This is a genomic window from Streptomyces sp. NPDC036764, assembly GCF_055609385.1.
Genome location: NZ_JBVJPT010000021.1, coordinates 1 through 26,484 on the forward strand (window position 1 = coordinate 1; position 26,484 = coordinate 26,484).

A 26,484-nucleotide genomic window follows, 5' to 3' on the forward strand; every position below is an offset into this window, starting at 1 on the left:
CGACTCTATCAGATCTTTTCTCGACCCGATTTCCTCGGTGCTTTCCAGGTTTCCGCTTCCGCGTTTCCCTTTCCGGCGGTTCCGACTTTATCAGATCCTTTCGGGCCTGACTCCCAGTCAGCGGGGCTTGTCTTCCCGGCCGTTGGGCCGTTCCGACGTTTCAAACCTTAGCGGATCCGCTCGGCGATTCCTAATCGGGCCGCCGAGCCCCAATTCGAATTGAATTCGGGCACGCCGAAATCAACCCGGTTGGGAGATCGTGCTGGTGGTTTGGTTGCCGCTCTCGCGGCGGGAGGTGCTGTCGCAGAACCGTTACGGCTCAGCGGCAACCCGGAGAACTTTACGGATCGGGCAAGGGGCTGTCAAGCATCCCCTGTCAAGATCTTTTACGCCGGTGCCGGGCTCGCGTCAGTCCAGGTCGCTGAGGCGTCCGCCGGCGTCGGGCTGGGCGTGCTCCACCCTACGCAGGAGACGGGTCAGGACGTCGCCGAGCGAGGTGCGCTCCTGCGGCGAGAGGTCCTGGAGGAGGTCCTCCTCGAAGACCGACGCGAGTCGCATCGCCTCCAGCCACTTCTCGCGTCCCTCCGCGGCGAGCTCCACGATGACGCGGACGCGGTTGGACTCGTCGCGCTCACGGGTGACCAGACCTTCGGAGACCATGCGGTCGATCCGGTGGGTCATCGCGGCCGGCGTGAGGCCGAGCCGCTTGGCGAGCTCGCTCGGGCCCAGGCGGTACGGGGCGCCGGAGAGGACGAGGGCCTTGAGGACCTCCCACTCGGCGTTGCTGATGCCGAGGGCGGAGGTCTGGCGGCCGTAGGCGACGTTCATACGTCGGTTCAGGCGGGACAGCGCCGAGACGATCTGCTCGACCTGGGGGTCGAGGTCCTGGAACTCGCGCTGGTAGGCGGCGATCTGTTCTTCGAGTGTCGGTTCGCCGATGCCGGGTGTGTCGCCCATGGGCCGAGTATGGCACGGGCTTGCTTGGCGTTGAAGTCCTTCGAGGTGTACTGTTTAGCTTCGAACTTTAGCTTTGAAGTCTTCAGACCTGCATCGACAGGTCTTCACTGAGAGAGGTGAACGTGACCAGGGCGATGGGCGCAGCGATGCGCCGGATCCACGTGGGCAACGCACTCAGCGCGTTCGGGCTCGGCTTCACCGTCCCCTACCTGTACGTCTATGTGGCGCAGGTGCGGGGGCTGGGTGCCATGACGGCGGGGACGGTCCTCGCCGTCTTCGCCGTGGCCGCGCTTGTCGTGCTGCCGTTCGCCGGGCGGGCGATCGTCCGGCGTGGCCCGCTGCCGGTTCTGCTCGCCGCTCTGGTCACCGCCGCGCTCGGTGCGCTGAGCCTGGGACTCGCCGGGACCGCGGTGGCCGTACTGCTGTCGGCGGCGGCGCTCGGGGCGGGGCAGGCCGTGATGCAGCCGGCGCTCGCGACGATGATCGTGGACTGCTCCTCGGCCGAGACCCGCTCGCGGGCGTTCGCGACGCAGTTCTTTCTGCAGAACCTGGGGCTCGGCGTCGGCGGGCTCATCGGTGGTCATCTGGTCGACACCACGAGCGTCTCGTCCTTCACTCTGCTGTTCGCGATCGAGGCGGCGATGTTCCTGCTGCTCGTCGTGGTGATGGCGACCGTGCGGATGCCGCACGCGCCGCGGGTCGACGGGGCGCCTGCCGGGCAGTCGGCGAAGGGAAGTTGGAAGCAGATGCTCCAGAACCGCGCGATGGTGCAGCTCTGCGTGCTGGGCTTCGTGCTGTTCTTCGCCTGCTACGGCCAGTTCGAGTCGGGGCTGAGCGCGTACGGCGTCGAGGCGGCTGGGGTTTCCACGTCGGGGCTAGGGACCGCGTTGGCGGCCAACACCGCGATGATCGTGGTGGCGCAGTTCGCCGTGCTGAAGTTCGTCGAGCGGCGCAGGCGGTCGCGAGTGATCGCGGGTGTGGGGCTGATCTGGGCCGTGGCCTGGGTCGCGGCGGGGTACGCAGGGCTCGGGCACGGCAGCCAGGAGATGGCCACGGCGGCCTTCATCTCCACGTACGCGCTGTTCGGGCTGGGTGAGGCGATGCTGTCGCCGACCGTCGCTCCGCTGGTCGCCGACCTTGCGCCGAGCGGGATGGCCGGGCAGTACAACTCCGCTTTCGCCCTGGTGAAGCAGTTGGCGCTGGCGGTGGGGCCGGCTGTGGGCGGGCCCATGGGGGCGGCTCTGCACGGGCCGTATGTCGTGACGTTCCTGCTGTTCTCGCTGGGGATCACGTATCTGGCGCTGCGCCTTGGGCGTCAGCTCACCGCGGTGCAGGATCAGCCGTGGCTGGGGAAGAGCCGGGTCGTGGCGCAGGGGGCCGCCGTCTCAGCGACGGGGCCGTCCCGGGCGCACGCCTGACCCTCCCCTGACTCGCTAGCGACTCCCCTTGGGGAGGACGAACTCGCACCAGACCGCTTTCCCGCCCCCGGGTGTGCGTCTGGAGCCCCAGGCCGAGGCGATGGTGGCGACGATCGCGATGCCTCGGCCCGATTCGTCGACCGGTTCGGCTCGGCGGCGGCGCGGGAGGTGGTCGTCGCCGTCGGTGACCTCGATGATCAGGCGGCGGTCCGTGCGGCGCAGGCGCAGGCGCATGGGCGGGGTGCCGTGCTGGAGGGAGTTCGCGACGAGTTCGCTGGCCGCCAGGACGCCCAGGTCGTGCAGGTCCGTCGGGAAGCGCCAGCTCGTCAGGACGCCGGAGGCGAAGGCACGCGCGCGTGGGGCCGCCTCCACACCGCCGAGGAGTTCCAGGGCGGCGTTGCGGAAGAGGTCGCTGTCGGGGCCGTTGCGGGCCGGGTGCTGGAGGACGAGGACGGCGACGTCGTCGTCGTGGTCCGCGGTGACACCCGCCGAGCGGACCAGGCGGTCGCAGATGACCTGGGGTGTGCCGGTCGCGCCTGCCAGGGCCCGTTCGAGGGAGGCGATTCCCTCGTCCAGGTCCTCGTTCCGGCGCTCCACCAGGCCGTCGGTGTAGAGGACGGCGGTGGAGCCGGGGCTCAGGGCGATCGAGCCGGACGCGTGCATCCAGCCGCCGGTGCCGAGGGGCGGGCCCGTCGGTTCGTCGGCGCGCTGGACGTCGCCGTTCTCGTCGCGGACCAGGATCGGGAGGTGCCCGGCCGAGGCGTACACCAGGCGGCCCTCGTTCGGGTCGTGGACGGCGTAGACGCAGGTGGCGATCTGGTTGGCGTCGATCTCCATCGCGAGGCCGTCCAGCAGTTGCAGTACCTCGTGCGGCGGGAGGTCCAGACGGGCGTAGGCGCGGACCGCCGTGCGGAGCTGGCCCATGACCGCGGCCGCCCGTACGCCTCTGCCCATGACGTCGCCGATCACCAGGGCGGTGCGGCCGCCGCCCAGGGTGATCACGTCGTACCAGTCGCCGCCGACCGCGGCCTCGGTGCCGCCGGGGTGGTAGGTGGCGGCGACGCGCAGGTCGTCCGGTTCCTCGAGCTCCTGGGGCAGGAGGGAGCGCTGAAGGGTGACGGCCGTTTCGCGCTGGCGGCGTTCGCTGGCGCGCAGGCGCTCGGCGGCCTCCGCGTGGTCGGTGACGTCGGTGGCGAACACCAGAACTCCGCTGCCACCGCTGCTGCCGTCGCCCTCGGCGACCGGGGTGCAGGTAAAGGTGTAGGAGCGGCCGTCGGGGGCCTTGCGGGACTTCAGGGTGCGGGGCTTGCCGCTGCGCAGGACCTGGTCCAGGAGCGGGAGCAGGCCCAGTTCGGCCAGTTCCGGCACGGCCTCGCGGGCGGGTTCGCCCGGGGGCCGTACGCCGAAGGCCATCACGTAGGCGTCGTTGACGTACGCGAGGCGGTGGTCGGTGCCGTGGACGAGGGCGACCAGGGCCGGGACGCGGTCGAGGACCTCACGGACCCGCAGCTCGTCCACTCCGGGGATCGGCTCGCCTTCGTCGGTGAGTTGTTCGACGCGGGCCGCGGGGACGGGGCTCGGGCTCTCCCCCCGGCGGTCCGGGGTGGCCGCCGCCGCGTTCTCGGTCCGCGCTGCGGCGCGGCGCTGCGTTCCGGGGAGCCGGGCGCTCCAGCGCGTGAAGTTCACGAATCCTTGCCTCGTGTCGTCGTCTTCGGCCGGCTCCGGACCCGGCCTGGGCCTGAGGGCGGCGGCACCCCGGTTGCGGCACTGTGGGGAGGGCCTCGTGGTGCAAAGGGCGGGCGGGTGCCCGTCCAGGGTCGTCCAAGGGTTGTCCAGGGTCGGGATCGGTTCGGGATCAGTCTGGCAGTGCGGCCGACCTGGCCGACACCCGTCAGACGCCTGCCCTGTCGGTGGAGTTCCTGGGTCCGGTCAGGACGACCCCTTCGTGTCGTCTCCCGGCTTGGAGTGATGCTTTCCACCGGCCGCGAGTTCGAACTCCGCTCGGGGATGTTCGAGCGAACCGAGAGAGACGATCTCCCTCTTGAACAGACCCGAAAGGGTCCATTCGGCCAGGACGCGGGCCTTGCGGTTGAAGGTCGGCACCCTGTTCAGGTGGTAGACGCGGTGCATGAACCAGGCAGGGTAGCCCTTCAGCTTGCGGCCGTAGACCTGGGCGACCCCTTTGTGGAAGCCGAGGGAGGCGACGGAGCCCGCGTACTTGTGCGCGTACGTCTCCAGGGGTTCGCCGCGCAGGGTGTGGACGATGTTGTCGCCGAGGACCTTCGCCTGGCGCACGGCGTGCTGGGCGTTGGGGGCGCAGTCCGTGCCGGGCTCGGTGGCCGTGACGTCGGGGACGGCGGCGGCGTCTCCCGCGGCCCACGCGTGCGTGGTGCCGTCGATCGTCAGCTCGGGGGTGCATTTCAGCCTGCCGCGCTCATTAAGTGGCAGGTCGCTCGCGGCGAGGACCGGGTGGGGTTTCACGCCGGCCGTCCACACGACCGTGCGGGTGGGGAAGCGGGCGCCGTCGCTGAGTACGGCGACACGGTCGGCGCAGGACTCCAGGCGGGTGTGCAGGCGTACGTCGATGTTGCGGCGGCGCAGTTCGGTGACGGTGTAGCGGCCCATGTCCTCGCCGACCTCGGGCAGGATCCGGTCGGAGGCCTCGACCAGGATCCACTTCATGTCCTCGGGCCGGAGGTTGTGGTAGTAGCGCGCGGCGTAGCGGGCCATGTCCTCCAGTTCGCCGAGCGCCTCGACCCCGGCGTAGCCGCCGCCGACGAAGACGAAGGTGAGAGCCGCGTCGCGGATCTCGGGGTCGCGGGTGGAGGAGGCGATGTCCATCTGCTCGATGACGTGGTTGCGCAGGCCGATGGCCTCTTCGACGGTCTTGAAGCCGATGGCGTGCTCGGCGAGCCCGGGGATGGGCAGGGCGCGCGAGACGGAGCCGGGGGCGAGGACGAGCTCGTCGTACGAGAGCTGTTCGGTGCCCGTCCCTTCCTCCTCCGTGGCGAGGGTGGTGAGGGTGGCGGTGCGCTCGGCGTGGTCGATGGCGGTGGCCTCGCCGATGATGATCCGGCACCCGGACAGGACGCGGCGCAGCGGTACGACCACATGGCGGGGCGAGATCGAGCCGGCCGCCGCTTCGGGCAGGAACGGCTGATACGTCATGTACGGGTCGGGAGTGACGACGGTGATCTCGACTTCACCCCGCCCGAGTTCCGGTTTCAGCCTCCGCTGGAGACGCAGGGCCGTGTACATCCCGACGTAGCCGCCGCCGACAACGAGAATGCGCGCACGTTCCTTCACCATCCCATGACGCACCCGACGCTTGCGTTTGTCCACAGGCTCGACAATTTGTGTGACCGGAGGCCGACGCCGCCACGATTTGGCCGAATTGCCGGAGTGCGCGGAAACTTCGCAGGTCAATGGGTGTGCGCCGGGGGGTCGTAGGTGGCGCAATCGGGATGTAAACGACCCGTACTCCGATCGAGGGGCGCTCCGTGCGGAACGTGCCCCTTCTGAATTGACCCTCGCTCAACTATGTTCGTGTGTCGACGGGGTGTAGGGGGATGCGCTCTTCGGGTCCGCGAGTGACACAGAACGGACTCGTGGTCCGGGCTTGTTCCGCGACGCTCCGGCTTTGCAGTGACGGGGAGAGTCTCCGGGGGGAGACGTCATTACCGGGGGATCGCTTATGCATGTTCAGGATTCTCGTTGGACTTCCGTGTCCGCCATCTCATCCGGCGGCGGCGCGGTGGGCGGCACGATGAGCGCGGCTGCGAGCAACGGACGCGGGGACTCGCGTTCGGCGCCGCTGCGCGTGGACGCACAGCGCAATCTGGAGCACGTGCTGCGTGCGGCGCGCGAGGTCTTCGGCGAGCTGGGATACGGCGCGCCGATGGAGGATGTGGCGCGGCGCGCGCGGGTCGGCGTCGGGACGGTGTACCGGCGCTTCCCGAGCAAGGACGTCCTGGTGCGACGGATAGCCGAGGAGGAGACGTCCCGGCTGACCGACCAGGCACGTGCCGCGCTCGGCCAGGAGGACGAGCCGTGGTCGGCGCTGTCGCGCTTCCTGCGCACGTCGGTGGCCTCGGGCGCGGGCCGGCTGCTGCCGCCGCAGGTGCTGCGGGTCGGGGTCGCCGAGGACGGCGCCGGGCTCGACGAGGCGCGGGTGCCGCAGCAGCGGATCCAGCCGGGCACCGGTGAGCTGCGGTTGGTGCCCGAGCAGCCGGCGGTCGATCCGGCGGACGACGCGGGCGCGGCGGCTCTGCTCGACGTGGTGGGCCAGCTCGTGGAGCGGGCGCGTGCGGCGGGTGAGCTGCGGGCCGACGTCTCGGTGTCGGACGTCCTGCTGGTGATAGCGACGGCGGCGCCCTCGCTGCCGGACGCGGCGCAGCAGGCGGCGGCCTCGGCGCGGTTGCTGGACATCCTGCTGGAGGGGTTGCGGTCGCGGCCTCAGGCGTGAGCCGGGCCGATGCGACGACCGTGTCGTCCACGGGGCGACGGATCGGCATGAGGTGACCGGGAGGCGGGGGGCCGCACCGCCCTCGCCTCGCACCCTCGCCTCACGCCTTACGGAACATGCCGGGCATTTCGGGTTCCGACCTCAACTCCCGCCCGGTGACGGCTGCTTGAGCATTCCCCGCAGGAGCGAGGGCTAGTACTGGGTTGCGGGAAGTCCCCACGGACGGGTGGATGTCCGTACGAGTGGGTCCTGACCAAAAGCCAATGTGGCACCCTGACCCGGTGTCCGGGACTGGTGGAGCTGGCGGCGGGGGCTTTCCGCGATGAGCGTTGACGGGTGGGACGAGTCACGTGGCGACGGGGAGTCGGAGACTCCCCAGGTACCGAGCCAGGGCGGCCGCGCGGACGTGCCACCGGCCGGCGTCCCGGCCCAGCGCGACCGGCGCCAGGACAGCGTGCTGCCACCGCCGCGCGAGCTGCCGCCCTCGGACGCCGATCTGATCGGCCGGATGCGCTCCGGCGACGACAGCGCCTACGAGGAGCTGTACCGGCGTCACGCCCAGGCGGTGCGCCGCTACGCCCGCACCTGCTGCCGTGACGCCCACACCGCGGACGACCTCACGGCCGAGGTCTTCGCCCGCATGCTCCAGGCGGTACGCGGCGGTTCCGGTCCCGAGCACGCCGTACGTGCCTACCTGCTCACCTCGATCCGGCGGGCCGCCGCGGACTGGACGAAGTCGGCACGGCGCGAGCAGCTCGTCGACGACTTCGCGGTGTTCGCCGCGCAGTCCTCGCGGGTGGCCGAGGTGTCCGACGACGACACTCTGGACCTCGGCGCGGACGTACGGGCGATGCACGAGGCCGAGCAGTCCATGGCCATGCAGGCCTTCCGGTCGCTGCCGGAGCGCTGGCAGGCCGTGCTGTGGCACACCGAGGTCGAGGACGAGTCGCCGAGCGAGGTCGCCACGCTCTTCGGGCTCGACGCCAACGGCACGCGCGTGCTCGCCAGCCGCGCCCGCGAGGGCCTCAAGCAGGCCTACCTGCAAGCCCATGTCAGCGCCAGCCTCGCCGGCGACGAGGAGTGCTCCCGCTACGCCGACCGGCTCGGCGCCTACGCCCGCGGCAGCCTGCGCACCCGCGCCGAGCGGGGTCTGCGCAAGCACCTGGAGGAGTGCGCCAAGTGCCGGCTGGCCGCCGGTCAGATCAAGGAAGTCGCCAGCAGTATCCCGGCCGTCGTGCCGGTCGCGGTCATCGGCTGGTTCGGCGTCGCCGGGTACGCCAAGGCGGCCGGTCTCATCGCCGGCGGTGCCGGGGTGGGTGCGGCCGGTGCCGCGGGGGCGGCCGCTGCCGCGAGCGGCGGTTCGTCGGGCGGCGCCGGTGCCGCCGGCGGGGCCGGGGCGGCGAGCGGAGGTTCGTCCGGCGGCGCCGGAGGCGGTGCAGCGGTCTCCGAGGGGCTGGGCGCGCCGCTGAAGGCCGGTATCGCCGCCGGTGTGGTCGCCGTGGGCGTCGCGGCGGCGATCGTGCTCGCCTTGGCCGGCAACGACAAGCCGGCCGAGCACACCGACGCCAAGCAGCCCCCCGTCCCCTCCCCCGTGGTCGAGGAGACGCCGACCCCGAAGCCGCCGAAGGAGGAGCCCACCGCGCGGCCTCCGGCGGTCGTCCCGGCCGTGGAGCCCGAATCGACGCCGACTCCGACGCCATCGCCCACGCCGACGCGCTCGCCCAGTCCGACGCCCACGCCCACGCCGACTCCCACCCCCACTCCGACACCGACCCCGACACCGACCCCGACGCCGACACCCACGCCCACCCCGACGCCACCGCCGGCCCCGGCCGACTACCAGTGGAGCGAGCTGTCGTACGACCTCACCGGTGACGGCAGCGAGCCCGAGATGCGGCTGCACGAGAGCAACTGGGTGTGGCAGCGCGGCGGCGTGTCGATCGGCGGCGAGCACTACGCGCACGGCGTCACCGTGCACGGCCGGTCCTCCGTCACCATCGACCTCAACCGGCAGTGCTCCGCCTACGAGGCACTGGTCGGCGTCGACGACATGAACCTCGGCCTCGGCCGGTTCTCCTTCTCGGTCTACGCCGATGGCGTGCGCCTGTGGCGGTCCTCGGTCGTCAAGGCCGGGGACGCGGCGGTGCCCGTGCAGGTGAACCTCACCGGACGCGAGACCGTCCGCCTGGTCGTCGAGCCGCGCGGCACCGTCGACAACCTGCTGCTCGCGGACTGGGCCGAGTCGAAGTTCAGGTGCCGGTAGGGCCGTTCGGCCGGGCTTCGGGCCTACGGCTTCGGATCGGCGGGCGGCTGGAGGTCGCGCACGGCCTCGGCGAGCTCGGACAGCACCTCGTCGTGGGTGAGGGCGGCGCCCCGGCCGTACTCGGCCGTGAACCGCTCGGCGCCCAGGGCCATACGGGCGTCGGCCTCGGCCCGCTCGGCATGCTCGCGCTCCGGCATCCGGCGCGGTAGGCCGCCGCGCCAGTGGTCCGCGGCGGCGAGCAGACGGACCGCGCGCGCCGGGTCGCCGAGCCGGGTCAGCAGATCCGCGGCGGCGTCGGTGAGGGTCGCCGTGATCTCGTCCGCACAGCGGTTCTCCACGGCCAGGCGCAGGGTGTCGGCCAGGCGGGGCAGACCCTGCTCCGGGCCCGACTCGGCCGTCACCGTGTGAGCGTCGACGATGTTCAGCATCACGAGGAACTGGGGCGGCAGCGTGGCCCGCTCGGTCTGCGCGCGGGCCGCTTCCCACAGCTCACGCGCGCGTGCGGTGTCCTTGTCGTCCAGCGCCAGATAGGCCCGCATCAGCAGGACGAACGCCCGTGAGTCCGCCACGCGGTACCGGTCGGCCGCGGCGCCCGCCTCGTCCAGCGCGGCCAGGGCGGCCGCACGGTCACCCGAGCGGTAGGCGATCTCGGCGAGCCGGGCGATGAGGAACGGCGTCTCGGCGTAGGCGCCCACCTCGTGGGCGAGGCGCAGTGCCTCCTCGAACTCGACCTCGGCCTCCTCGTAGCGGCCGCGCGACATGGCCGTCTCGCCGGCCGCGCTGGACACCTGGGCCCGCATCCAGCGGTCGCCCGCCCGGCGGCTGAGGATCCGCAGCTCCGCGAGGTCGTCGTCGACACTCCCCAGGCCGCCCGGTGAGTCGACGAGCATGTGCGTGCGGAACATCAGGATGCAGCCGATCTCCCAGTCGCCCCCGTAGACACGGCAGTTGGCCAGCACCGCGTCCATGACCGGCCCGGTGTCCGCCGTGTCGCCCAGGATGTACTGGGTCAGCGGCCAGACCATGCCCGGGATGCGGGCCGATTCGGGGCCGCCGCGCGCGAAGTGGGCCCGTACCCGCTCGATGTACGGGTGCCAGCGCTCGTCCTGCCAGTGCTCCAGCGGTTCGAACTCGATGGAGAGAAACAGGTGTTGCAGGCGAAGGCTCATTCGGTGCGTGTACCGGGGGTGGCGCTCCTGTCCCTCCGGGTCGGCGAGGAAGGCGTCCAGGTCGGACGCGGGAAGGGCACCGGGATCCGCGGAAGCCGCTTGTGCGTCCAGGGTGGCGCACAGGCGGAGGATCCGGTCGACCCAGGCCGCGCCCTCGACGCGGTAGTTGCGCAGCCACCAGAACCAGCACATGGCCAGGGAGATGGCCGTGGCGTCCGGTTCGTCGCCCGCCGTCAGGGCACGGTCGAGGGCCGCGCGGATGTTGTCCAGCTCGGTCTCCAGGCGGGAGATCCACGGGAGCTGGCCGGCGGAGCGCAGCAGCGGGTCGGCCTCCTCCACGAGCGCGCGCACCCACGCGCGGTGCCGGCGCTCGGCCGCACGCCGCAGCTCGGGGACCTCCGCGGCGCGCTCCACGGCGTACTCGTGGATGGTCTCCAGCATGCGGTAGCGCATGCCGTCGGAGCCGTCCCGCTCGCACGGGGTGGCCACGATCAGGGACTTGTCGACGAGGGCGCCGAGGACGTCGGCGACCGGTCCGGTGCACACGGCCTCGGCCGCCGTGAGGTCCCAGCCGCCCGCGAAGACGGACATCTCACGCAGTGCCGTGCGCTCGTGCTCCTCCAGCAGCTCCCAGGACCAGTCGACCACGGCGCGCAGGGTCTGCTGGCGGGGCAGGACCGTGCGGCTTCCGGAGGTGAGGAGGCGGAAGCGGTCGTCGAGGCGGTCGGCGATCTGCCGGGGCGTGAGCAGCCGTAGCCGGGCCGCCGCCAGCTCGATGGCGAGCGGCAGACCGTCGAGGCGGCGGCAGATCTCCCTGACGGCCTCTTGCTCGCGGCCGTCGCGCAGGGCGGCGTCGGGGCGGACGGCCGCCGCGCGGTCCGCGAAGAGGCGGTGCGCGTGGTCGGGGAGCAGGGGCTCGACCGGGCGCACCGACTCGCCGGGGACGCCCAGGGGTTCACGGCTGGTGGCGAGGATCGTGAGGCCCGGGCAGCGGGTGAGGAGGGTCTCGGCGAGGGTGGCGGCGGCGCCGATGACATGTTCGCAGTTGTCAAGGATCAGGAGTTGGCTGCGATCGGCGCAGTACTCGATCAGCAGGGCGAGCGGGTCGTCCGGCTGGGCCGTCAGCTCGTTGGTCAGGAGCACGGTCTCGCGCAGACCGAAGGCGTTGACCACCGCGCCCGGCACCGCCTCCGGCCGGTCGAGCGGGGCGAGCTCGACGAGCCATGCCTGCGGGAACCCGGCGGCGGCTTCCTCGGCGAGACGGGTCTTTCCAGAACCGCCCGGTCCGGTGAGCGTGACCAGTCGGGCCCTGTGCAATTCGGAACGGATGGCGTCGAGTTCGAGTTCCCGGCCCACGAAAGAGGTAAGGCGTGGACGGAGGTTGCCGGTTCGTTCGGGGTGGGCCCGGTAGGGGGTGGGGCTGGGGGCGTCCGGGGTTCCGGTGAGGAGTGCCGCGGGAAGCGTGTCGCCGGGCGGCGGTGTCAGCGACTCGGCGGGCGGTGGTGACAGGAGTTCGGCGTGCAGGGCTCGGAGCTGGGGGCCGGGGTCGGTGCCGAGGCCGTCGGCCAGGGCGCGGCGGGCCGCTTCGTACGCGGCGAGGGCGTCGGCCGGGCGGGACGTGTCGCGCAGGGCACGGATGAGGAGGGCGTGCAGGGGTTCGTCGTACGGGTGCGCCGCGGTCAGCTCGCGCAGTTCGGGTACGGCGTGGTGGGCGCGGCCCAGTCGCAGGTCCGCCTCGATGCGGGTGCGGGTCGCCTCCAGGCGCAGGGCCTGCGGGCGGGTGGCGGCGGCGGTGCGGTCGGGGAGGTCTGCGAGGGCCGGGCCGCGCCACAGGGCGAGGGCCGTGGTGAGGGTGTGGGCGGCGGCGGACGGGTCGTCCTGGGCGAGGGCCGCGGTGCCCTCGTGGACGAGGCGTTCGAAGACGAAGAGGTCTACTTCGTCCTTCGTGGCGGTGAGGCGGTAGCCGCCTGGGGCTGAGGTGACGGTGTTCTTGCCGAGGGTGCGGCGGAGGCGGGCGATGAGGGCCTGGAGGGCGGCGGGCGCATCCTGGGGTGGGGCGCCGGCCCAGACCTCGTCGATCAGGGTGTCGGGGGTGGTGAGGCGACCGGGGCGCAGGGCGAGGGCGGTGAGCAGGGCGCGCAGGCGCGGGCCGCCGACGGATACGACGGTGCCCTGGTCGTCCTCTGCCTGGGTGACGCCCAGGATTCTGTACCGCACCGGGTCATTGTCGCGGGAGTGGCTGTGCGGGGCACGAACTTTGTCTGCGGCGGGGGTGGATCGTGGGCGGGGGGGGGATGGTGGTCAGGCGGACGGTGATCGGGCGGACGGTGATCGGGCGGACGGTGATCGGGCGGACAGTGATCGGGCGGACAGTGATCGGGCGGGTGCGGGTCGGGAGGTTCTCGCCCCCGCCGCCCCTACCCGTCCCATCCCCAGGGGCTGCCGCCCCTTCGACCCCGCCCAGGGGGCTCCGCCCCCTGACCCCCGTCGGCCTGAACGGCCTCGTCCTCAAACGCCGGACGGGCTGGATGTGCGGACCGGCACCGCGAAGGGTCCGTGAATCGGGGCTGGGGACGGCCAGTCCTCGCCCTCTAACGCCGCACGTGCTGGATGGTGCCGACCGGCGTGCGCCTCCCGCCGAATCCGGATCCCCCGGCAACCAGGTCGGCCCCGTCAACCCCGCCGAACCCCCGCCCCCGCCCCCAGCGCCCCCCGCTGCGGCGTGATCCCCGCCGGTACCGCTCGCTGGCGGGCCGGGGTTCCTGTCCAGCAGGTGCCTCGGCGGGCCAGGAGGCGGTGGAGCCAGAGTTCGAGGGAGACCAGGTCTGCGAGGCCGTCCAGGGGGAGGGGCTCGCCCTCCGCCGCTGCGCGGAGGGCCTTGCGGACCACTCGGGCCTCCACCAGGCCCGCCTGGGCGAGCAGAGGGGTGCCGAAGAGGGACATCAGGGAGTCGCTGGCCACCCTCAGGCCCGTGCGCGCCGCCACCGCCGCGGAAGCGTGGGAGGGGACGCCCCAGCCGGGCGGGAGGTCGGCCACGCCGGCGCCCTCCAGGACCGTACGCAGGATCGCGGCGCGGGCGCCGGGCTGCACGCGCAGGGCCTCCGGCAGGGCCCGGCAGGCGCGGACGACCTGGTTGTCGAGGAAGGGCGTGTGCAGGCGCTGAGAGCGGATCTCGGCGGCCTGTTCCAGGATCCGGATGTCCGAGGCGTACCGGGCGAGTGCCGCACGCGCGCGGTAGTCGCCGGGACGTTGGCCCGGTCCCACTCCGTTGCGGCTCGTCGCCGCTTGCAGGCGAACCGATACTTCAGCCAGCGCCTCACCGGTCAGCCAGCGCGCCGCGGGGCCAGGTCTGGCCCAGGTGAGCGCGGCGAGCGAAGCCCCTACGGCACCTCCGGGCTCGTCGAAGCGGCGTTCCATCAGACGGTCGGCCAGGGACTCCAGGCCCGTCCGGTACGGAGTCCGGGCCAGCTTCCGCGCCGCGCCGTACACGCGCGCGGGGACCAGCACCGAGCCGTCCGCCTTGGCCAGGGCCGCGACCGGGCGGACCAGGTGGCGCCGTTTGCGGTCCATCAGGAGGTCCGCGAGGCGGGCCGGGTGGGCGTCCAGCACTTGGCGGGCGCCATAGCCGGTGAAGTGGTCGGCGCTGCCGGAGGCGAGGCGGGCACGGTGCCGGGCCGCCGTCACCAGGCTCGGGCCGGGCTCGTCGGTCAGCGGACCGTCCAGGTCGGCGTACGGCAGTGTCTCCTCGCCGCCGGCCACCACCACGTGGTGCAGGCGCGGGTTGGCCGCCAGGGCGCCCGCCCGCTCCAGTTCCGCCTCGCGGCCGCCGACCGCGAGGTCGTTGAAGGTGACCGCCAGGAGGCGTTCCCCCGCGCCCGTGCCGTGGCCCAGCACCGTGCCCGGCATGCCCGGGAGGCCGGCGGCCAGCAGTGCCAGGGTGCCCGAGGCGGGGCCCCCGGACAGGTCGGCGCCGATGCCCGGAACCGGCATCCCGCGCGCGGCCCGCCGCTCGGCCGGCCCCATCCCCGGCACCGGGCCGGGGTCGATGTCGGGGACGTGGCGGGGCGCGGACAGACGCGCGCGTACCGCCTCCACCAGTGCGTCGCGGACGGCGCCCACCGCGCTGTCCGGGTCGGCCGGCGGCGCCGCCACCGCGAGCGAGGCGACCGGCTCGTACCCGGCGATCTCACGTGCTCCGGCGCGCAGGATCAGCGCATGCCCCGGCGGAATGCGCCGTACGCCGTCGTACGGGGTGGAGTCGTGCAGGGCCGCCGGTACGTCGGGGGCGGCGAGCAGGGCGGCGAGGTGTCCGAAGTCGAGGTTGGCCTCGATGAGGTCGGCGAGGGGAAGCGCGGCGGTCGCGTACGCCGTACCGCTCGCCCAGGGGGTGTAGAACACCGGCCGTGCGCCCGCCAGATCGCCGCACACCATGAGTCTGCGGCCGACCTGGACGACGGCCGTGTAGCTGCCGGACCAGGCCGTCAGATGCCGAAGTGCCCCTCCGCGCGCGGCGAACAGACCCAGGCGCAGTTGTTCGTCGCTCGCCCCGCACGTGCCGAGCACCGCGATCCGGTTCTGCGCGTCGGCCTTCACCACGCGCACCTCGTCGGGGCGCCAGTCGCCGACCGCCCACAGCGGATCGGGGTCGCCCCAAAGGAGTTGGGACCCCACCGGGTGCACGGTCTCGCCGTCGCCTCCGGTTGCCCCGGCGGAGCCGATTCCGGCGGCCACCGCGGCGGTGCTGCTCCATCCCACCAACCACCGCATGGACGCCTCCACAGGCTGTGGACAACCAGTGCACCGTACGAACCGGTTCACCATGCTGCCATGAAGGACGCGCGCCGGAGCGGCGGCGGAGCGGGTCGGGCTCGGGTGATCGGGCCTGTGCGGGCGCCCGCGTGGCGGACGGCAAGCGATGTGAACGCCCGGCCGGGGCAAGGGGATCCCCACGCGCGTGACCTCGAGGTCCACGCGTGCGGAGCGACTGGATCGAGCAACACCTGCGGCGCGAATGCGCCCCCGATGCGCTCCCCAAAAACTCCCTTCGCGCCCTCAAGTGCCATGGTGAGAGGGGCAATCACCCATGAAGGGTGGGGTCGATTTTCGGCCAAATCAGCGTCGTAGGGACAGGCTCACGCACGCTCCGTACAAGCCCTCCGCACTACTCGCCGTGCTCGCCGCGTGCGCAGTCCGGGGAACGGAGTGCGCCCCCCGGACCGTTCCGCCGCCCGCGGGGATGTAGGCGGCGGAATCCCCCAGCCCACTGGATCCAGTACAGCGGGCCGACCCACGCATGAGCCATGGAACCGCTCCCGGGATGGCCGGAGAAGAGCGCACGGACGGGCGCACGGCCACACACTGGGAGCACGACACAACTGTGCGTAGGGGGTGCGCACTTGAGTACGGACCACAATCCCGCCATCCGGAAGAATGCCCCTTAACGCTTGGGATGCGGCGAACTACGCTGGGTTTACGAATGCCGCGTGGTTATGCCAGCGCGGCAGCCGTCTGTGTCGAGGGGTGGCGCATGTCCAGGGAGCAACGCGGGCCGAACGAAAAACTCGGCACCGTTCTCGCCCTCGCGGGAATCAGCAACGCAGGACTCGCTCGGCGCGTCAACGACCTTGGCGCTCAGCGGGGCCTGACTCTTCGCTACGACAAGACCTCGGTGGCGCGCTGGGTGTCGAAGGGCATGGTGCCGCAGGGCGCCGCGCCGCATCTCATCGCCGCCGCGATCGGCCAGAAGCTCGGCCGCCCCGTGCCGCTCCACGAGATCGGCCTGGCGGACGCGGACCCCGCACCCGAAGTGGGCCTCGCCTTCCCCCGGGACGTCGGACAGGCGGTGAAGTCGGCGACGGAGCTCTACCGTCTCGACCTCGCCGGCCGCCGCGCGGGATCCGGCGGCATCTGGCAGTCACTGGCCGGATCATTCGCGGTGAGCGCATACGCAACGCCCGCCTCACGGTGGCTGATAACCCCGGCCGACAGTTCGGTCGCACGGGAGGTTGGCCCCTCCGAGGGCTCCGGCGCACCGCTCAAAGTCGGCCACAGCGATGTGCAGAAGCTGCGGGAGGCCGCAGAGGACGCCAGGCGCTGGGACTCCAAGTACGGAGGCGGCGACTGGCGTTCGTCCATGGTGCCCGAGTGCTTACGAGTGGAGGCGGCACCGCTGCTGCTCGGCTCGTACTCCGACGAGGTGGGCCGGGCCCTGTTCGGGGCGAGCGCCGAACTCACGCGCCTCGCCGGGTGGATGGCCTTCGACACCGGGCAGCAGGAGGCCGCGCAGCGGTACTACATCCAGGCGCTGCGGCTCGCCCGCGCGGCGGCCGACGTGCCTCTGGGCGGGTACGTGCTCGCGTCGATGTCGCTCCAGGCGACCTACCGGGGCTTCGGCGACGAGGGCGTCGACCTCGCGCAGGCCGCACTGGAACGCAACCGCGGCCTCGCCACGGCCCGCACCATGAGCTTCTTCCGCCTCGTCGAGGCACGCGCACACGCGCGTGCCGGCGACGCGCAGGCCGCCGGTGCGGCCCTGAAGGCGTCGGAGGGCTGGCTGGAGCGGTCCCGGGAGGGCGACAACGACCCGTCCTGGCTCGGCTTCTACTCCTACGACCGCTTCGCCGCGGACGCCGCGGAGTGCTACCGGGACCTCAAGGCACCGCGCCAGGTACGCCGGTTCACCGAGCAGGCGCTGTCGAAGCCGACGGAGGAGTTCGTGCGCTCGCACGGACTGCGGCTCGTCGTCTCGGCGGTCGCCGAACTGGAGTCGGGCAACCTCGACGCGGCATGCGAGCAGGGCGTGCGGGCGGTGGAGGTCGCGGGGCGGATATCGTCCGCGCGCACCACCGAGTACGTGAAGGACCTGCTGCACCGCCTGGAGCCCTACGGCGACGAGCCGCGGGTCGTCGAACTGCGGGAGCGGGCACGGCCGCTGCTCATGGCACCGGCCTGAGCGAGCGTGCCCGCACGCACGCGTGCAGTGCGCGGCGGCTCGGCAGAACCGAGCCGCCGCCTCCGTCCTGACCCTGCCGTGCCGCGGTCAGGACGCGCTGTCGGCACGCCCGAAGCAGCGCTCCAGCTCGTCGAGGTCGTAGAAGGCTCTGTTCCCGGCGATCGGCCGGCAGCCCGCCCTGAAGGCGGTCTCCTTCTCGTTGTTAGAGCATCCGCACCAGGTAGGTGTCGCCCTTGCGGAAGACGTCCCACCGGATGTTCGAGCCGAGCGGCGCGACGGACGCGCCGCGCCACGGGTTGTCGGCGCAGGTGTACGGCTGCCGGTCCGTGGCGCCCTTCGTGCTGCCGGGCAGGCCCATCAGCGCGGCCAGCGGGATGATCTCCTCGGCGTGCGTGAAGCGCAGTTCGGCGCCCAGGTCACCGGTGCCGTCCCGCTTGGCCTCGGCCTTGTCGAAGAAGCCGTCGAGGAGGACGTCGGCCATCCGGTAGGTGATGTCGCTGCCGGCGAAGCCCGGACCCTTCTCGTAGAAGTCCTCGGCGTCGCTCAGGTACCCGAACCAGGCCGCGTCCCGCCGCGTCATGAACCGCTCCATGCCCCAGCCCCGGCCGCCGGGGCTCTCGTCGCTCATGGCGGGCGCGATGGCGTACAGGTTGTGGACGGCCGTGGCGGCGGCCACACGGTCGGCGTCGGAGAGCCGGTCGACGAAGGCGCCCTTGAAGAGCTTCTTCAGTACGTCGCGGGCGGCGCGGTGGGTGGTGGGCTGGTCGGTGAGGGACTTCAGGGTGCTCGCGAGCCGCTGGTCGTGGGCGATGTAGTCCCGGTAGGCCGCGCCGCCGGCCGGATCGATGTGCCGTTTCGTTCAGCGCCGCTGCGTCGCAGCGATGCGGCGGGCCGGGGTGACCTGCCGCATCGTCGAAGCGGCGCGTGAACTTCCCGTGGCTGGTTCGGGGCAGGTGAGTGGCCGGATCTCCCGGCCTTGCCCAAGGTTCCCCCCTTGGAATCGCCTCGCCAGCGGCGCGCGGGCCGGCGCCTTGGGCGGAGCGCGGCGTTCCGTGGGTTTGACCGCGCTGTCAGTGGCGCAGTGCATTATCGAAACCGGGAGGTGGGGCAGGTGCGTGCGATCGCTTACGACTGTGACGTGCTCGTGGTCGGCGGTGGGATCGTCGGGCTGGCCACGGCGTACGCGATCACGCGCGCGGCGCCGGGCACCCGGGTGACCGTACTGGAGAAGGAGCCGGGCCCCGCCCGGCATCAGACGGGACGCAACAGCGGGGTCATCCACAGCGGGATCTACTACCGGCCGGGGTCCCTCAAGGCGCGGTACGCGGTGCGGGGCGCAGCCGAGATGGTCAAGTTCTGCGCGGAGTACGGCATCGCGCACGCCGTCACCGGCAAGCTGATCGTCGCGACCGAGCGGGAGGAGCTGCCCCGCCTGCACGCCCTGGTGCAGCGCGGCCGGGAGAACGGCATTCCGGTACGGGAGCTGCGCGCGGCGCAGATCGCGGAGTACGAACCGGAGGTCCGCGGCCTCGCCGCCATACACGTCGGGACGACGGGCGTGTGCGACTTCGTCGGGGTCGCCCGGCAGCTCGCCGAGGGATCGGGTGCCGACATCCGCTACGGCGCGCAGGTCGAGCGCGTCGACCGGCGGGCGGACCTGGGAGTCGCCGTACGGACGACGGCCGGGGACATCGTGCGGGGGCGGGTCCTGGTGAACTGCGCCGGGCTGTACTGCGACGAGGTGGCGCGGATGACGGGGGACGAGCCGGAGGTCCGGATCGTGCCCTTCCGGGGGGAGTACTACTCCCTGGCTCGGCCCGAGCTGGTGCGGGGGCTGGTGTATCCGGTGCCGGATCCGGCGTTCCCGTTCCTCGGGGTGCATCTCACGCGCGGGATCGACGGGGGCGTGCACATCGGGCCGAACGCGGTGCCGGCACTGGCCCGGGAGGGCTACGGCTGGGGTGTCGTACGGCCGAGGGAGGTCGGGACGACACTGGCCTGGCCCGGGACCTGGCGGATGGCGCGGCGGCACTGGCGGTACGGGGCCGGGGAACTGCGGCGGTCGGTGTCCAGGGCGGCGTTCACGGTGGCCGTGCGCAGGTTGCTGCCGGCCGTGACGTCGGACGATCTGGTGCCCGCGGCGGCCGGAGTGCGGGCGCAGGCGGTGCTCCGGGACGGATCGCTGGTGGACGACTTCCTTATCCGCGAGGGACCACGGGCCGTGCATGTACTGAACGCTCCGAGCCCCGCGGCGACGGCTTCGCTGCCGATCGGGCGGGAGGTGGCACGCAGGGCGTTGGCGGTGCTGGGCTCCGTGTGAGCGGGGCCGCAGGGAGGGGCCGCCCTTGCCGCGGGCGAGCTGGTCCGCGGGGGCCGGGACGGCCGTGGATCCGCCTTGTCCTGCTCCCCGTAAAATCGACCCCACTGTGTCTGACTCCCTCAACGCCTCCGAAGTCCCCCACCCCGCCACCCCCGCTCAGTCCGAGATCGGTGGCGAGGGTCTGCATCATGTTCCCGGGCTCTCCGTCCGGCACACCCGGGCCAAGGGTGAGCCGCGGTTCCCGGACGGGCCCAGGGCCGATCCGGCCGGGTCGCACTTCGAGCGGCGGATCCGGAGTTTCCAGCCACGGCGCAGCAGGGTGACCGCGGGGCAGGCCGACGCGTTGCAGCGGCTGTGGCCCAAGTGGGGCCTGGACATCGACGGGCAGTGCGTCGTCGACCTGGCCGAGCTGTTCGGGAACGACAACCCCGTCGTCCTGGAGATCGGCTTCGGCATGGGCGAGGCCACCGCGCAGATGGCCGCCGACGACCCCGGCACCAACATCCTCGCGGTCGACGTCCACACCCCGGGGCAGGGAAACCTCCTCAACCTCGCCGACCACCACGGACTCGGCAACGTCCGCGTGGCCAACGGCGACGCCATCATCCTGTTGCGGGAGATGCTGGAGCCGGACGCGCTCGACGGGCTGCGCGTCTACTTCCCGGACCCCTGGCCCAAGAAGCGGCACCACAAGCGGCGGCTCATCCAGCCCGAGTTCCTCAGCCTCGCCGCGACCCGGCTGCGGCCCGGCGCGCTGCTGCACTGCGCCACCGACTGGGAGCCGTACGCCGAACAGATGCTCGAAGTGCTCACCGCGCATCCCGCCTTCGAGAACACCGTTGCCGACGGCGGTTTCGCGCCCCGTCCCGAGTTCCGGCCGCTGACCCGTTTCGAGGGCCAGGGACTGGACAAGGGTCATGTGGTGAACGACCTGCTCTTCCGCCGCGTACAGCGGTAGGAGCAGCGGGGAGAACAGCACCCACGAGAACATCGACAGCAGCACCGACAACAACCCCACCGGCGCCCGAGCCCCCTCGCGCTGCTGCGGGCGGCGCCTCTGCCTCGTTAGGGTCAATGCCGTGGCCACCAGTCCCCCGTACCCGACGCACCCCACCGGTCCCACCGGCGGCGCACTGCGGCACGCGCACTGGTGGCACAGGCGATGGGTGCGCTACGGCGCGCTCAGCACCCTGCTCACGCTCTCCGGGCTGGTCATCCTCGCGCTGGTGCGCGAGCAGACCGGCACCGAAGGGTTCCTGGTCGGCCTCGGGCTCGCCGTCCTGCCCGTGCCGCTGCTGGTGGCCTCCTTCCGCTGGCTGGACCGGGTCGAGCCGGGGCCCTGGCGCAATCTGCTGTTCTCCTTCGCCTGGGGTGCCTGCGCGGCCGCGCTGATAGCGATCGTCGCCAACAGCTTCGCGACCAAATGGATAGCGACCGCGACGGCCGATCCGTCGCACGCGGACACCCTGGGCGCGACCGTCATAGCGCCCGTCGTGGAGGAGATGGCGAAGTCCGCGGCCGTGCTGCTGCTCTTCCTCTTCCGCCGCCGGGACTTCACCGGCATCGTCGACGGCGTGGTGATAGCCGGGGTCACCGCCACCGGCTTCGCCTTCACCGAGAACATCCTCTACCTCGGTACCGCCTTCGGTACCGACCAGCTCACCGGCGACCGCGGCATCGCCTCCGTCACGGCGGCGACCTTCTTCGTCCGCGTGATCATGTCGCCCTTCGCGCACCCGCTCTTCACCGTCCTGACCGGCATCGGCTTCGGCATCGCCGCGCTGTCGGGTGAGCGCCAGCATGTGCGCCGCGTCCTGCTCCCGCTCCTCGGCCTGCTGCTCGCGATGGGCATGCACGCCCTGTGGAACGGCTCCTCGACCTTCGGCGAGTACGGCTTCTTCGCCGTGTACGCGACCCTCATGGTGCCCGCGTTCGGGCTGCTGACCTGGCTGGTGATCTGGACCCGCCAGCGCGAGCTGCGGACCGTGCGCGAGGAACTGCCCGCCTATGTCGTCGCCGGGTGGCTGGCGCCGGGCGAGCCGTTCGCGCTGGGCTCGATGCGGGACCGACGGGTCGCCCGGCAGTACGCGCGCCACCACGGCGGGCGGTCGGCGGCGCGGGCCGTGGCGCAGTACGAGGCCTACGCGACCTCGCTCGCGTTCCTACGGCACCGGGGGCGCCGCGGGCGGGCCGGCGCGGACTTCGTCGTACGGGAACAGGAGTTGCTGCACGAGCTGTGGCACCGCCGGGAGTTCGCCCGCCCGGCCCTGGAGCACGCGGCCGCCGCACAGGCCTGGTGGGGATACGAGCACAGGTACGGGCAGACGTACGCGGCGCCGGCGCCGGTCTACTGGCAGTCCTACGGCCAGGTCGACGCTCCCGTGTACGGCCCGGCGGCGCCGTACCCCGCGTACAACCCGTACCGGATGTGACCGGGCCGGGATTCAGGGGGCGCCAACAGGCTCTGCGGGCATGCCGAAACCGGCGGTCCTGACGTCGGGGGGTCGCCGTCAGGACCGCCGGGGATCAGAATTGAACGACCGGCGGGGGGTGCCTCAGGGGGTGAGGCCCTTGCCCTGGAGCCACGCCATCGGGTCGATGCCGTTGGCGGCGCCGTCGGGGTGCACCTCGAGGTGCAGGTGGGCGCCGGTGACGTTGCCCGTGGCACCGACGCGGCCGATGACGTCGCCCGTGTTGACCTTCTGGCCCACGCTGACGCTGATCGAGGACTGGTGCGCGAACCAGAGCTCGGTGCCGTCGTCGAGGGTGATCTCGGTCTTGTAGCCGTACGAGCCGTCCCAGCCGGCGAAGGTGACCGTGCCGGAGTGGATCGCCTTGATCAGCGTCCCGGTGGGGGCGGCGAAGTCGAGGCCCGTGTGGTAGCCGGAGGACCAGTAGGCGCCGGCCTGACCGAACGTCGAGGTGATGGTGTACGAGGAGGTCGGCAGCGTGTACTGCTTGGCCAGCTCGGCGAGGCGCTCGGCCTCGGCCTTCTTGCGGGCCTCTTCCTCGGCGGCGGCCTTCGCGGCGGCGGCCTTGGCCTTGGCTTCCTCCTCCGCCTTGGCGGCCGCTTCGGCGGCCTCCTTCTCGGCGGCGGCGACGGCAGCGGCGGCGGCCTTGCTGTCGATCTGGTCCTGCTGGAGCTCGGCCTGGGCGATGATCCGGCTGCGCAGCGCCTCGCCGGCGTCGGAGCCCTGCGCGGTCTGCTCGGTGGTCTCGCCCATCGTGCTGAACGCGGTGGCCGTGTCCTCGGCGGGCTCGGAGGAGTCGTCGGAGATCAGCGGCAGGTCGGGCATGGTGATGGCGACCGGCGGCTTGCCGCTGTTCGCGCTGGCCATGCCGCCCGCGCCGACGGCGGCTATGACGCCGACGCCGAGAACCGTGGAGCTGCGGGCGAGTCCCCCGCCGCGCTGCTTGGAGACGCGATGCCTGCCGCGAACGGGACGAATGGACTCCGCGGTGGGGTTCCACTCCTCGAACGGGCCCTCGTCGGTGCGGTAGCTGTCGTAGCCGAAGGTGTCGGTGGTGCGCTGGCTCGGCACGAACGGGGCTTGCGGAGCAGGCCGGTTTGACGCCACGTGGGCGTACTCCTTTCCTTCCTTCTCGCCTACCGGGTTAGCTGACGGGTTCGGAGCAGGAAGGTCTCCTACGCGCGTATACCAACCGTGCTTCCACGGCGGAATCCGTGCGATTCACCCCAGGGTGGTGGTTCCCCGGCTCCCTTGCGGGACTCGGCGCGTGCGCACGGAGCCGACTCTTGTGACGGCTGGGACGACCGCGCTGCGTTATCGAACGTTAATAGACGCGGGGTATGGATTCCAAGCTGTTCCTCTTGATCATTAACGATTTTCGCCTGGACTTACGGGTCATGAGTGGCCTAATTCGGGCGAGTTGGCCCAGGCTCAGAGGCCTCACAGGTATTGACGGTATGTCAGTTGTTATGCGGAGGGCGGTCGACCGATCACCGCCGGTGACGGCGGTCGAGGGATCGCGGCGGCGTGGCGCGGGCGCCCCGGCGTAGGGCCATGAGGGCCATGTCGTCCGCCATCCCTCCACCGGAGTGCCGTCGCACCTCCACCGAAAGCACACCGAGCAACGCACCCGGTTCGCGCAGTGCGTTGGCGCGCCCCGCGAGGCCCGTCTCGGGGTCGTAGAACCGTCCGCCGTCGTCCCGCGCCTCGGACAGCCCGTCGGTGTACAGCAGCAGCGTGGCCCCGCACGGGAAGGCGGCCTCCTCGGCCCGGTCGGGCCAGGTGCCGAGCTCGCTCATGCCCAGCGGCAGGGCGGGTTCGGTGGCGGGCAGCGGGCGTACGGTGCCGTCGGCGTACAGCAGCAGGGGCGAGAGATGCCCGCGGTTGACGAGGCGCACGGTCGCGTCGCCGTGCGGCAGTTCGGCGAGTACCACCGTGGTGAACCCTTCGCGGATCCCGCCCCCTTCGCGCCTGGCCCGCTCGCGCGCCAGCGCCCGCTCAAGTCGCTGCGCGACCGCCTCCAGCGTGGCCTCCTGTTCCGCGGCCTCCCGGAAGGCGCCGATCACGACCGCGCTCACCCCGACCGCGCCCATGCCCTTGCCGCGCACGACACGGAGCATGAACCGGACGAGGATGGCCGCGACGCCTGTGAGCACCGTGCCGCGCTGCGAGTGGAGCGGGGCGGCGACCAGGGGCGCGGCGGTGAGGAACGGGGCGCCGGTGTAGTCGAGGGGTGTGGCGTGGTCGTACACGGCTCCGGCCGCGATCAGCAGGGCGGGGAGCGACCGGACGAACCGGCGCATGAGATCCGCCCTTCCTCCACCTCACCAGGGTCACCGAAGCGGTGGTGGGGGCGAGCGCTGAGGGCCGACCGGGAAAACACTCAGGGCCGGAACTGAATCAGTTCCGGCCCTGAGTCTTCAGTAGCGGGGACAGGATTTGAACCTGCGACCTCTGGGTTATGAGCCCAGCGAGCTACCGAGCTGCTCCACCCCGCGTCGTTGAATCCATAGTACGCCATCCGCGGGACCCAAAGCACACGACTTTCCCGGGAGCCGTTTCTGACCAGGACTTTTCGGGCGGTTGTGCGGGCCAGGTCACATCGGACAGCGGGTCGCACAGGGCGGCGGGAGGGCGGTTCAAAGGGCTTGGCGGAGGCGATTCAGAGAGTGACGGAGGCGGTTCAAGGGCTTGGCGGAGGCGATTCAGAGAGTGACGGAGGCGGTTCAAAGGGCTTGGCGGAGGCGGTTCAGGGCGCCAGGTGGGCGTTGGGCGCCTTGGCCCGCTCCTCGTACTCCGGCAGGACCAGGACGGCCACGCCCTGCGCCGCCAGCATCCCGCTCCCGTCGGCCCCCGTCACGAACGTGTCCGGCTCCCGCCACGCCGTCACCACCCGGCGGACGCCCGCTTGAAGGATCAGCCGTGCGCAGGGCACGGGCCGGGACGAGCGGTGCGTGCAGGGCTCCAGGCTGCTGTACACGGTGGCGGACGCGAGCCTCGGGTCCCCGGCCGCGATCTTCGCCAGGGCCGCCTCCTCCGCGTGCACCACGGGATCGCCGCCTTCGCGGGAGTACCCGCGCGCCAGCTCGGTGCCGTCGGCCGCGACGACCACCGCGCCGACGCTGAAGGCCGTCGCCGACGGCGGACACTGCGCCGCAAGCTCGCAGGCCAGCGCCAGCCAGTGCCGGTCCGCGGCCGAGGGGACGGCGCCGGCGCCGGGTGCCGTCGGCGCGTAGCGCATCAGCACGACGTCCTCGATGCGCCGCGACTCCAGCAGCCGCAGCCGGCCGCCCTGATAGCCGCCCGGCCCGAACAGCCGCGGCGCCTCGGGATCACCCACGAACAGCGGCGCCAGCACGAGCTGCAACTCGTCCGCCAGCCCCTGGAGCATGAGCTGGGTGTGGATGGTGCCGCCGCCCTCGACCATCAGCCGCTGCACGCCGCGCACCTCGCGCAGATGCGCCAGCAGGGCCCGCCAGTCCAGCTCCGGCCCCAGCGCGACGACGTCCGCCGCGACCGGCGCCTGCCGCAGTTGCTCCGCGCCCTTGTCCGTCGTGTAGACGATCTTCTCGCCGCCGGTGTGCCAGAAGTTCGCCGCCGGGTCCAGCTCGCCGGACGCGCTGACCGTGACCTTGAGCGGATACTCCGGCCTGCCCGCCGCCGTCCGCGCGGCCCGCCGCTCGGCCGAGTTCACCAGCAGCCGCGGGTTGTCCGCCCGGATCGTGCCGGCGCCGATCAGAATGGCGTCCACGGACGCGCGGACCTCGTCGACCCGGTCGAAGTCGGCCGGGCTGGACAGGAGCAGCCGTTCGGGGGTGGTGTCGTCGAGGTAGCCGTCCAGGGAGACGGCGGCGGACAGCAGGACGTAGGGGTACGACGGCATCGGCGCGCTCTCCGGCTCGACAGACTCGATCTTGGTTCAAGTTTGAAACAAACCTACACTGGTCCCATGACGACTCGCTGGCTCACCCCCGAGGAGCAACGCGCCTGGCGCGCGTACATCGGCGCCGCCCATCTGGTGGAGGACGCACTGGACCGGCAGCTCCAGCAGGAGGCCGGCATGCCTCACATGTACTACTCCATCCTGTCCAGCCTGTCCGAGTCCCCGGAACGGCGGCTTCGGATGACCGATCTCGCGGAACGGCTGAAGATCACCCGCAGTCGGCTGACCTACGCCGTCACGCGACTGGAGAAGGACGGCCTGGTGCGGCGCGAGGACTGCCGCTGGGACAAACGCAGCAGCATCGCGGCGCTCACCGACGAGGGCATGACGGTCCTTGAGGGCGCGGCGCCGGGCCATGTCGAGACCGTGCGCTCGGTGCTCTTCGACCGGCTGAGCCCGGAGCAGGTCCGGCAGCTAGAGGAGATCTTCACGCAGGTCACCGAGGGCTTCCAGGGCGACGCGGCGAAGGTCACCGGGGACGACGTGCCCTGGCGGCGACGCTCGGCCAAGTCCTGTTCGTGACCTG

The 26,484-nt window shown here is 72.1% G+C and carries 16 protein-coding genes, 1 tRNA gene, 1 pseudogene and 1 riboswitch; of the genes and pseudogenes, 8 read left to right on the forward strand and 10 right to left on the reverse strand.

Going from position 1 to position 26,484, the window contains the following annotated elements; genetic code table 11:
• Positions 1 to 408: 408 nt before the first annotated feature.
• The gene (locus ACZ69Q_RS42695; RefSeq protein WP_471053613.1) at positions 409 to 957 is read right to left on the reverse strand and encodes a MarR family winged helix-turn-helix transcriptional regulator; all 549 of its coding nucleotides are present in this window, start codon (positions 955 to 957) and stop codon (positions 409 to 411) included.
• Between the two features lie 146 nt (positions 958 to 1,103).
• Here ACZ69Q_RS42695 and ACZ69Q_RS42700 point away from each other — a divergent pair, with 146 nt between their 5' ends.
• Positions 1,104 to 2,375, forward strand: a complete 1,272-nt coding sequence (locus ACZ69Q_RS42700; RefSeq protein WP_471053922.1) for an MFS transporter — start codon at positions 1,104 to 1,106, stop codon at positions 2,373 to 2,375.
• Positions 2,376 to 2,390: 15 nt separating this feature from the next.
• On the opposite strand, the gene ACZ69Q_RS42705 is transcribed toward ACZ69Q_RS42700, so the two are convergent.
• The gene (locus ACZ69Q_RS42705) at positions 2,391 to 4,061 is read right to left on the reverse strand and encodes an ATP-binding SpoIIE family protein phosphatase (RefSeq protein WP_471053616.1); all 1,671 of its coding nucleotides are present in this window, start codon (positions 4,059 to 4,061) and stop codon (positions 2,391 to 2,393) included.
• 243 nt (positions 4,062 to 4,304) lie between these two features.
• Positions 4,305 to 5,684 carry an NAD(P)/FAD-dependent oxidoreductase gene (locus ACZ69Q_RS42710; RefSeq protein WP_471053617.1) on the reverse strand — a complete coding sequence of 460 codons (1,380 nt, stop codon included), beginning with the start codon at positions 5,682 to 5,684 and terminating at the stop codon, positions 4,305 to 4,307.
• Positions 5,685 to 6,069: 385 nt separating this feature from the next.
• Between ACZ69Q_RS42710 and ACZ69Q_RS42715 the strand changes: the two genes are divergently transcribed.
• The gene (locus ACZ69Q_RS42715) at positions 6,070 to 6,840 is read left to right on the forward strand and encodes a TetR/AcrR family transcriptional regulator (protein ID WP_471053620.1); all 771 of its coding nucleotides are present in this window, start codon (positions 6,070 to 6,072) and stop codon (positions 6,838 to 6,840) included.
• A 322-nt stretch (positions 6,841 to 7,162) separates the two neighbouring features.
• Positions 7,163 to 9,103, forward strand: a complete 1,941-nt coding sequence (locus ACZ69Q_RS42720) for a sigma-70 family RNA polymerase sigma factor (RefSeq protein ID WP_471053621.1) — start codon at positions 7,163 to 7,165, stop codon at positions 9,101 to 9,103.
• Positions 9,104 to 9,126: 23 nt separating this feature from the next.
• On the opposite strand, the gene ACZ69Q_RS42725 is transcribed toward ACZ69Q_RS42720, so the two are convergent.
• Positions 9,127 to 12,489: an AfsR/SARP family transcriptional regulator gene (locus ACZ69Q_RS42725; protein WP_471053623.1), complete on the reverse strand. Its 3,363-nt coding sequence runs from the start codon at positions 12,487 to 12,489 to the stop codon at positions 9,127 to 9,129.
• 456 nt (positions 12,490 to 12,945) lie between these two features.
• Positions 12,946 to 15,039 carry an asparagine synthase-related protein gene (locus ACZ69Q_RS42730; RefSeq protein ID WP_471053626.1) on the reverse strand — a complete coding sequence of 698 codons (2,094 nt, stop codon included), beginning with the start codon at positions 15,037 to 15,039 and terminating at the stop codon, positions 12,946 to 12,948.
• A gap of 760 nt (positions 15,040 to 15,799) precedes the next feature.
• On the opposite strand from ACZ69Q_RS42730, the gene ACZ69Q_RS42735 reads away from it, so the two are divergent.
• The gene (locus tag ACZ69Q_RS42735) at positions 15,800 to 17,224 is read left to right on the forward strand and encodes an MFS transporter (RefSeq protein ID WP_471053628.1); all 1,425 of its coding nucleotides are present in this window, start codon (positions 15,800 to 15,802) and stop codon (positions 17,222 to 17,224) included.
• Positions 17,225 to 17,311: 87 nt separating this feature from the next.
• On the opposite strand, the pseudogene ACZ69Q_RS42740 reads toward ACZ69Q_RS42735, so the two are convergent.
• Positions 17,312 to 18,062, reverse strand: a pseudogene (locus tag ACZ69Q_RS42740) (histidine-type phosphatase); the annotation flags it as partial.
• Positions 18,063 to 18,335: 273 nt separating this feature from the next.
• On the opposite strand from ACZ69Q_RS42740, the gene lhgO reads away from it, so the two are divergent.
• From lhgO to ACZ69Q_RS42755, 3 genes are all read left to right on the forward strand, one after another.
• Positions 18,336 to 19,544, forward strand: a complete 1,209-nt coding sequence (gene lhgO, locus ACZ69Q_RS42745; protein ID WP_471053630.1) for an L-2-hydroxyglutarate oxidase — start codon at positions 18,336 to 18,338, stop codon at positions 19,542 to 19,544.
• Between the two features lie 106 nt (positions 19,545 to 19,650).
• Positions 19,651 to 20,502: a tRNA (guanosine(46)-N7)-methyltransferase TrmB gene (gene trmB, locus ACZ69Q_RS42750; RefSeq protein ID WP_471053632.1), complete on the forward strand. Its 852-nt coding sequence runs from the start codon at positions 19,651 to 19,653 to the stop codon at positions 20,500 to 20,502.
• Between the two features lie 121 nt (positions 20,503 to 20,623).
• Positions 20,624 to 21,976, forward strand: a complete 1,353-nt coding sequence (locus ACZ69Q_RS42755; RefSeq protein ID WP_471053634.1) for a PrsW family intramembrane metalloprotease — start codon at positions 20,624 to 20,626, stop codon at positions 21,974 to 21,976.
• Between the two features lie 123 nt (positions 21,977 to 22,099).
• On the opposite strand, the gene ACZ69Q_RS42760 is transcribed toward ACZ69Q_RS42755, so the two are convergent.
• The 4 genes from ACZ69Q_RS42760 to ACZ69Q_RS42775 form a co-directional block, all read right to left on the reverse strand.
• On the reverse strand, positions 22,100 to 23,122 hold the full coding sequence (locus ACZ69Q_RS42760; protein ID WP_471053636.1) for a M23 family metallopeptidase: 1,023 nt from the start codon (positions 23,120 to 23,122) through the stop codon (positions 22,100 to 22,102).
• An 11-nt stretch (positions 23,123 to 23,133) separates the two neighbouring features.
• Positions 23,134 to 23,291: riboswitch (cyclic di-AMP (ydaO/yuaA leader) on the reverse strand.
• Positions 23,292 to 23,505: 214 nt separating this feature from the next.
• On the reverse strand, positions 23,506 to 24,318 hold the full coding sequence (locus tag ACZ69Q_RS42765) for a PP2C family protein-serine/threonine phosphatase (protein ID WP_471053639.1): 813 nt from the start codon (positions 24,316 to 24,318) through the stop codon (positions 23,506 to 23,508).
• Between the two features lie 121 nt (positions 24,319 to 24,439).
• Positions 24,440 to 24,513: transfer RNA gene (locus ACZ69Q_RS42770), tRNA-Met, on the reverse strand.
• Between the two features lie 251 nt (positions 24,514 to 24,764).
• On the reverse strand, positions 24,765 to 25,898 hold the full coding sequence (locus tag ACZ69Q_RS42775; RefSeq protein ID WP_471053642.1) for a dihydrofolate reductase family protein: 1,134 nt from the start codon (positions 25,896 to 25,898) through the stop codon (positions 24,765 to 24,767).
• Between the two features lie 66 nt (positions 25,899 to 25,964).
• Here ACZ69Q_RS42775 and ACZ69Q_RS42780 point away from each other — a divergent pair, with 66 nt between their 5' ends.
• The gene (locus tag ACZ69Q_RS42780) at positions 25,965 to 26,480 is read left to right on the forward strand and encodes a MarR family winged helix-turn-helix transcriptional regulator (protein WP_471053644.1); all 516 of its coding nucleotides are present in this window, start codon (positions 25,965 to 25,967) and stop codon (positions 26,478 to 26,480) included.
• Positions 26,481 to 26,484: the final 4 nt, after the last annotated feature.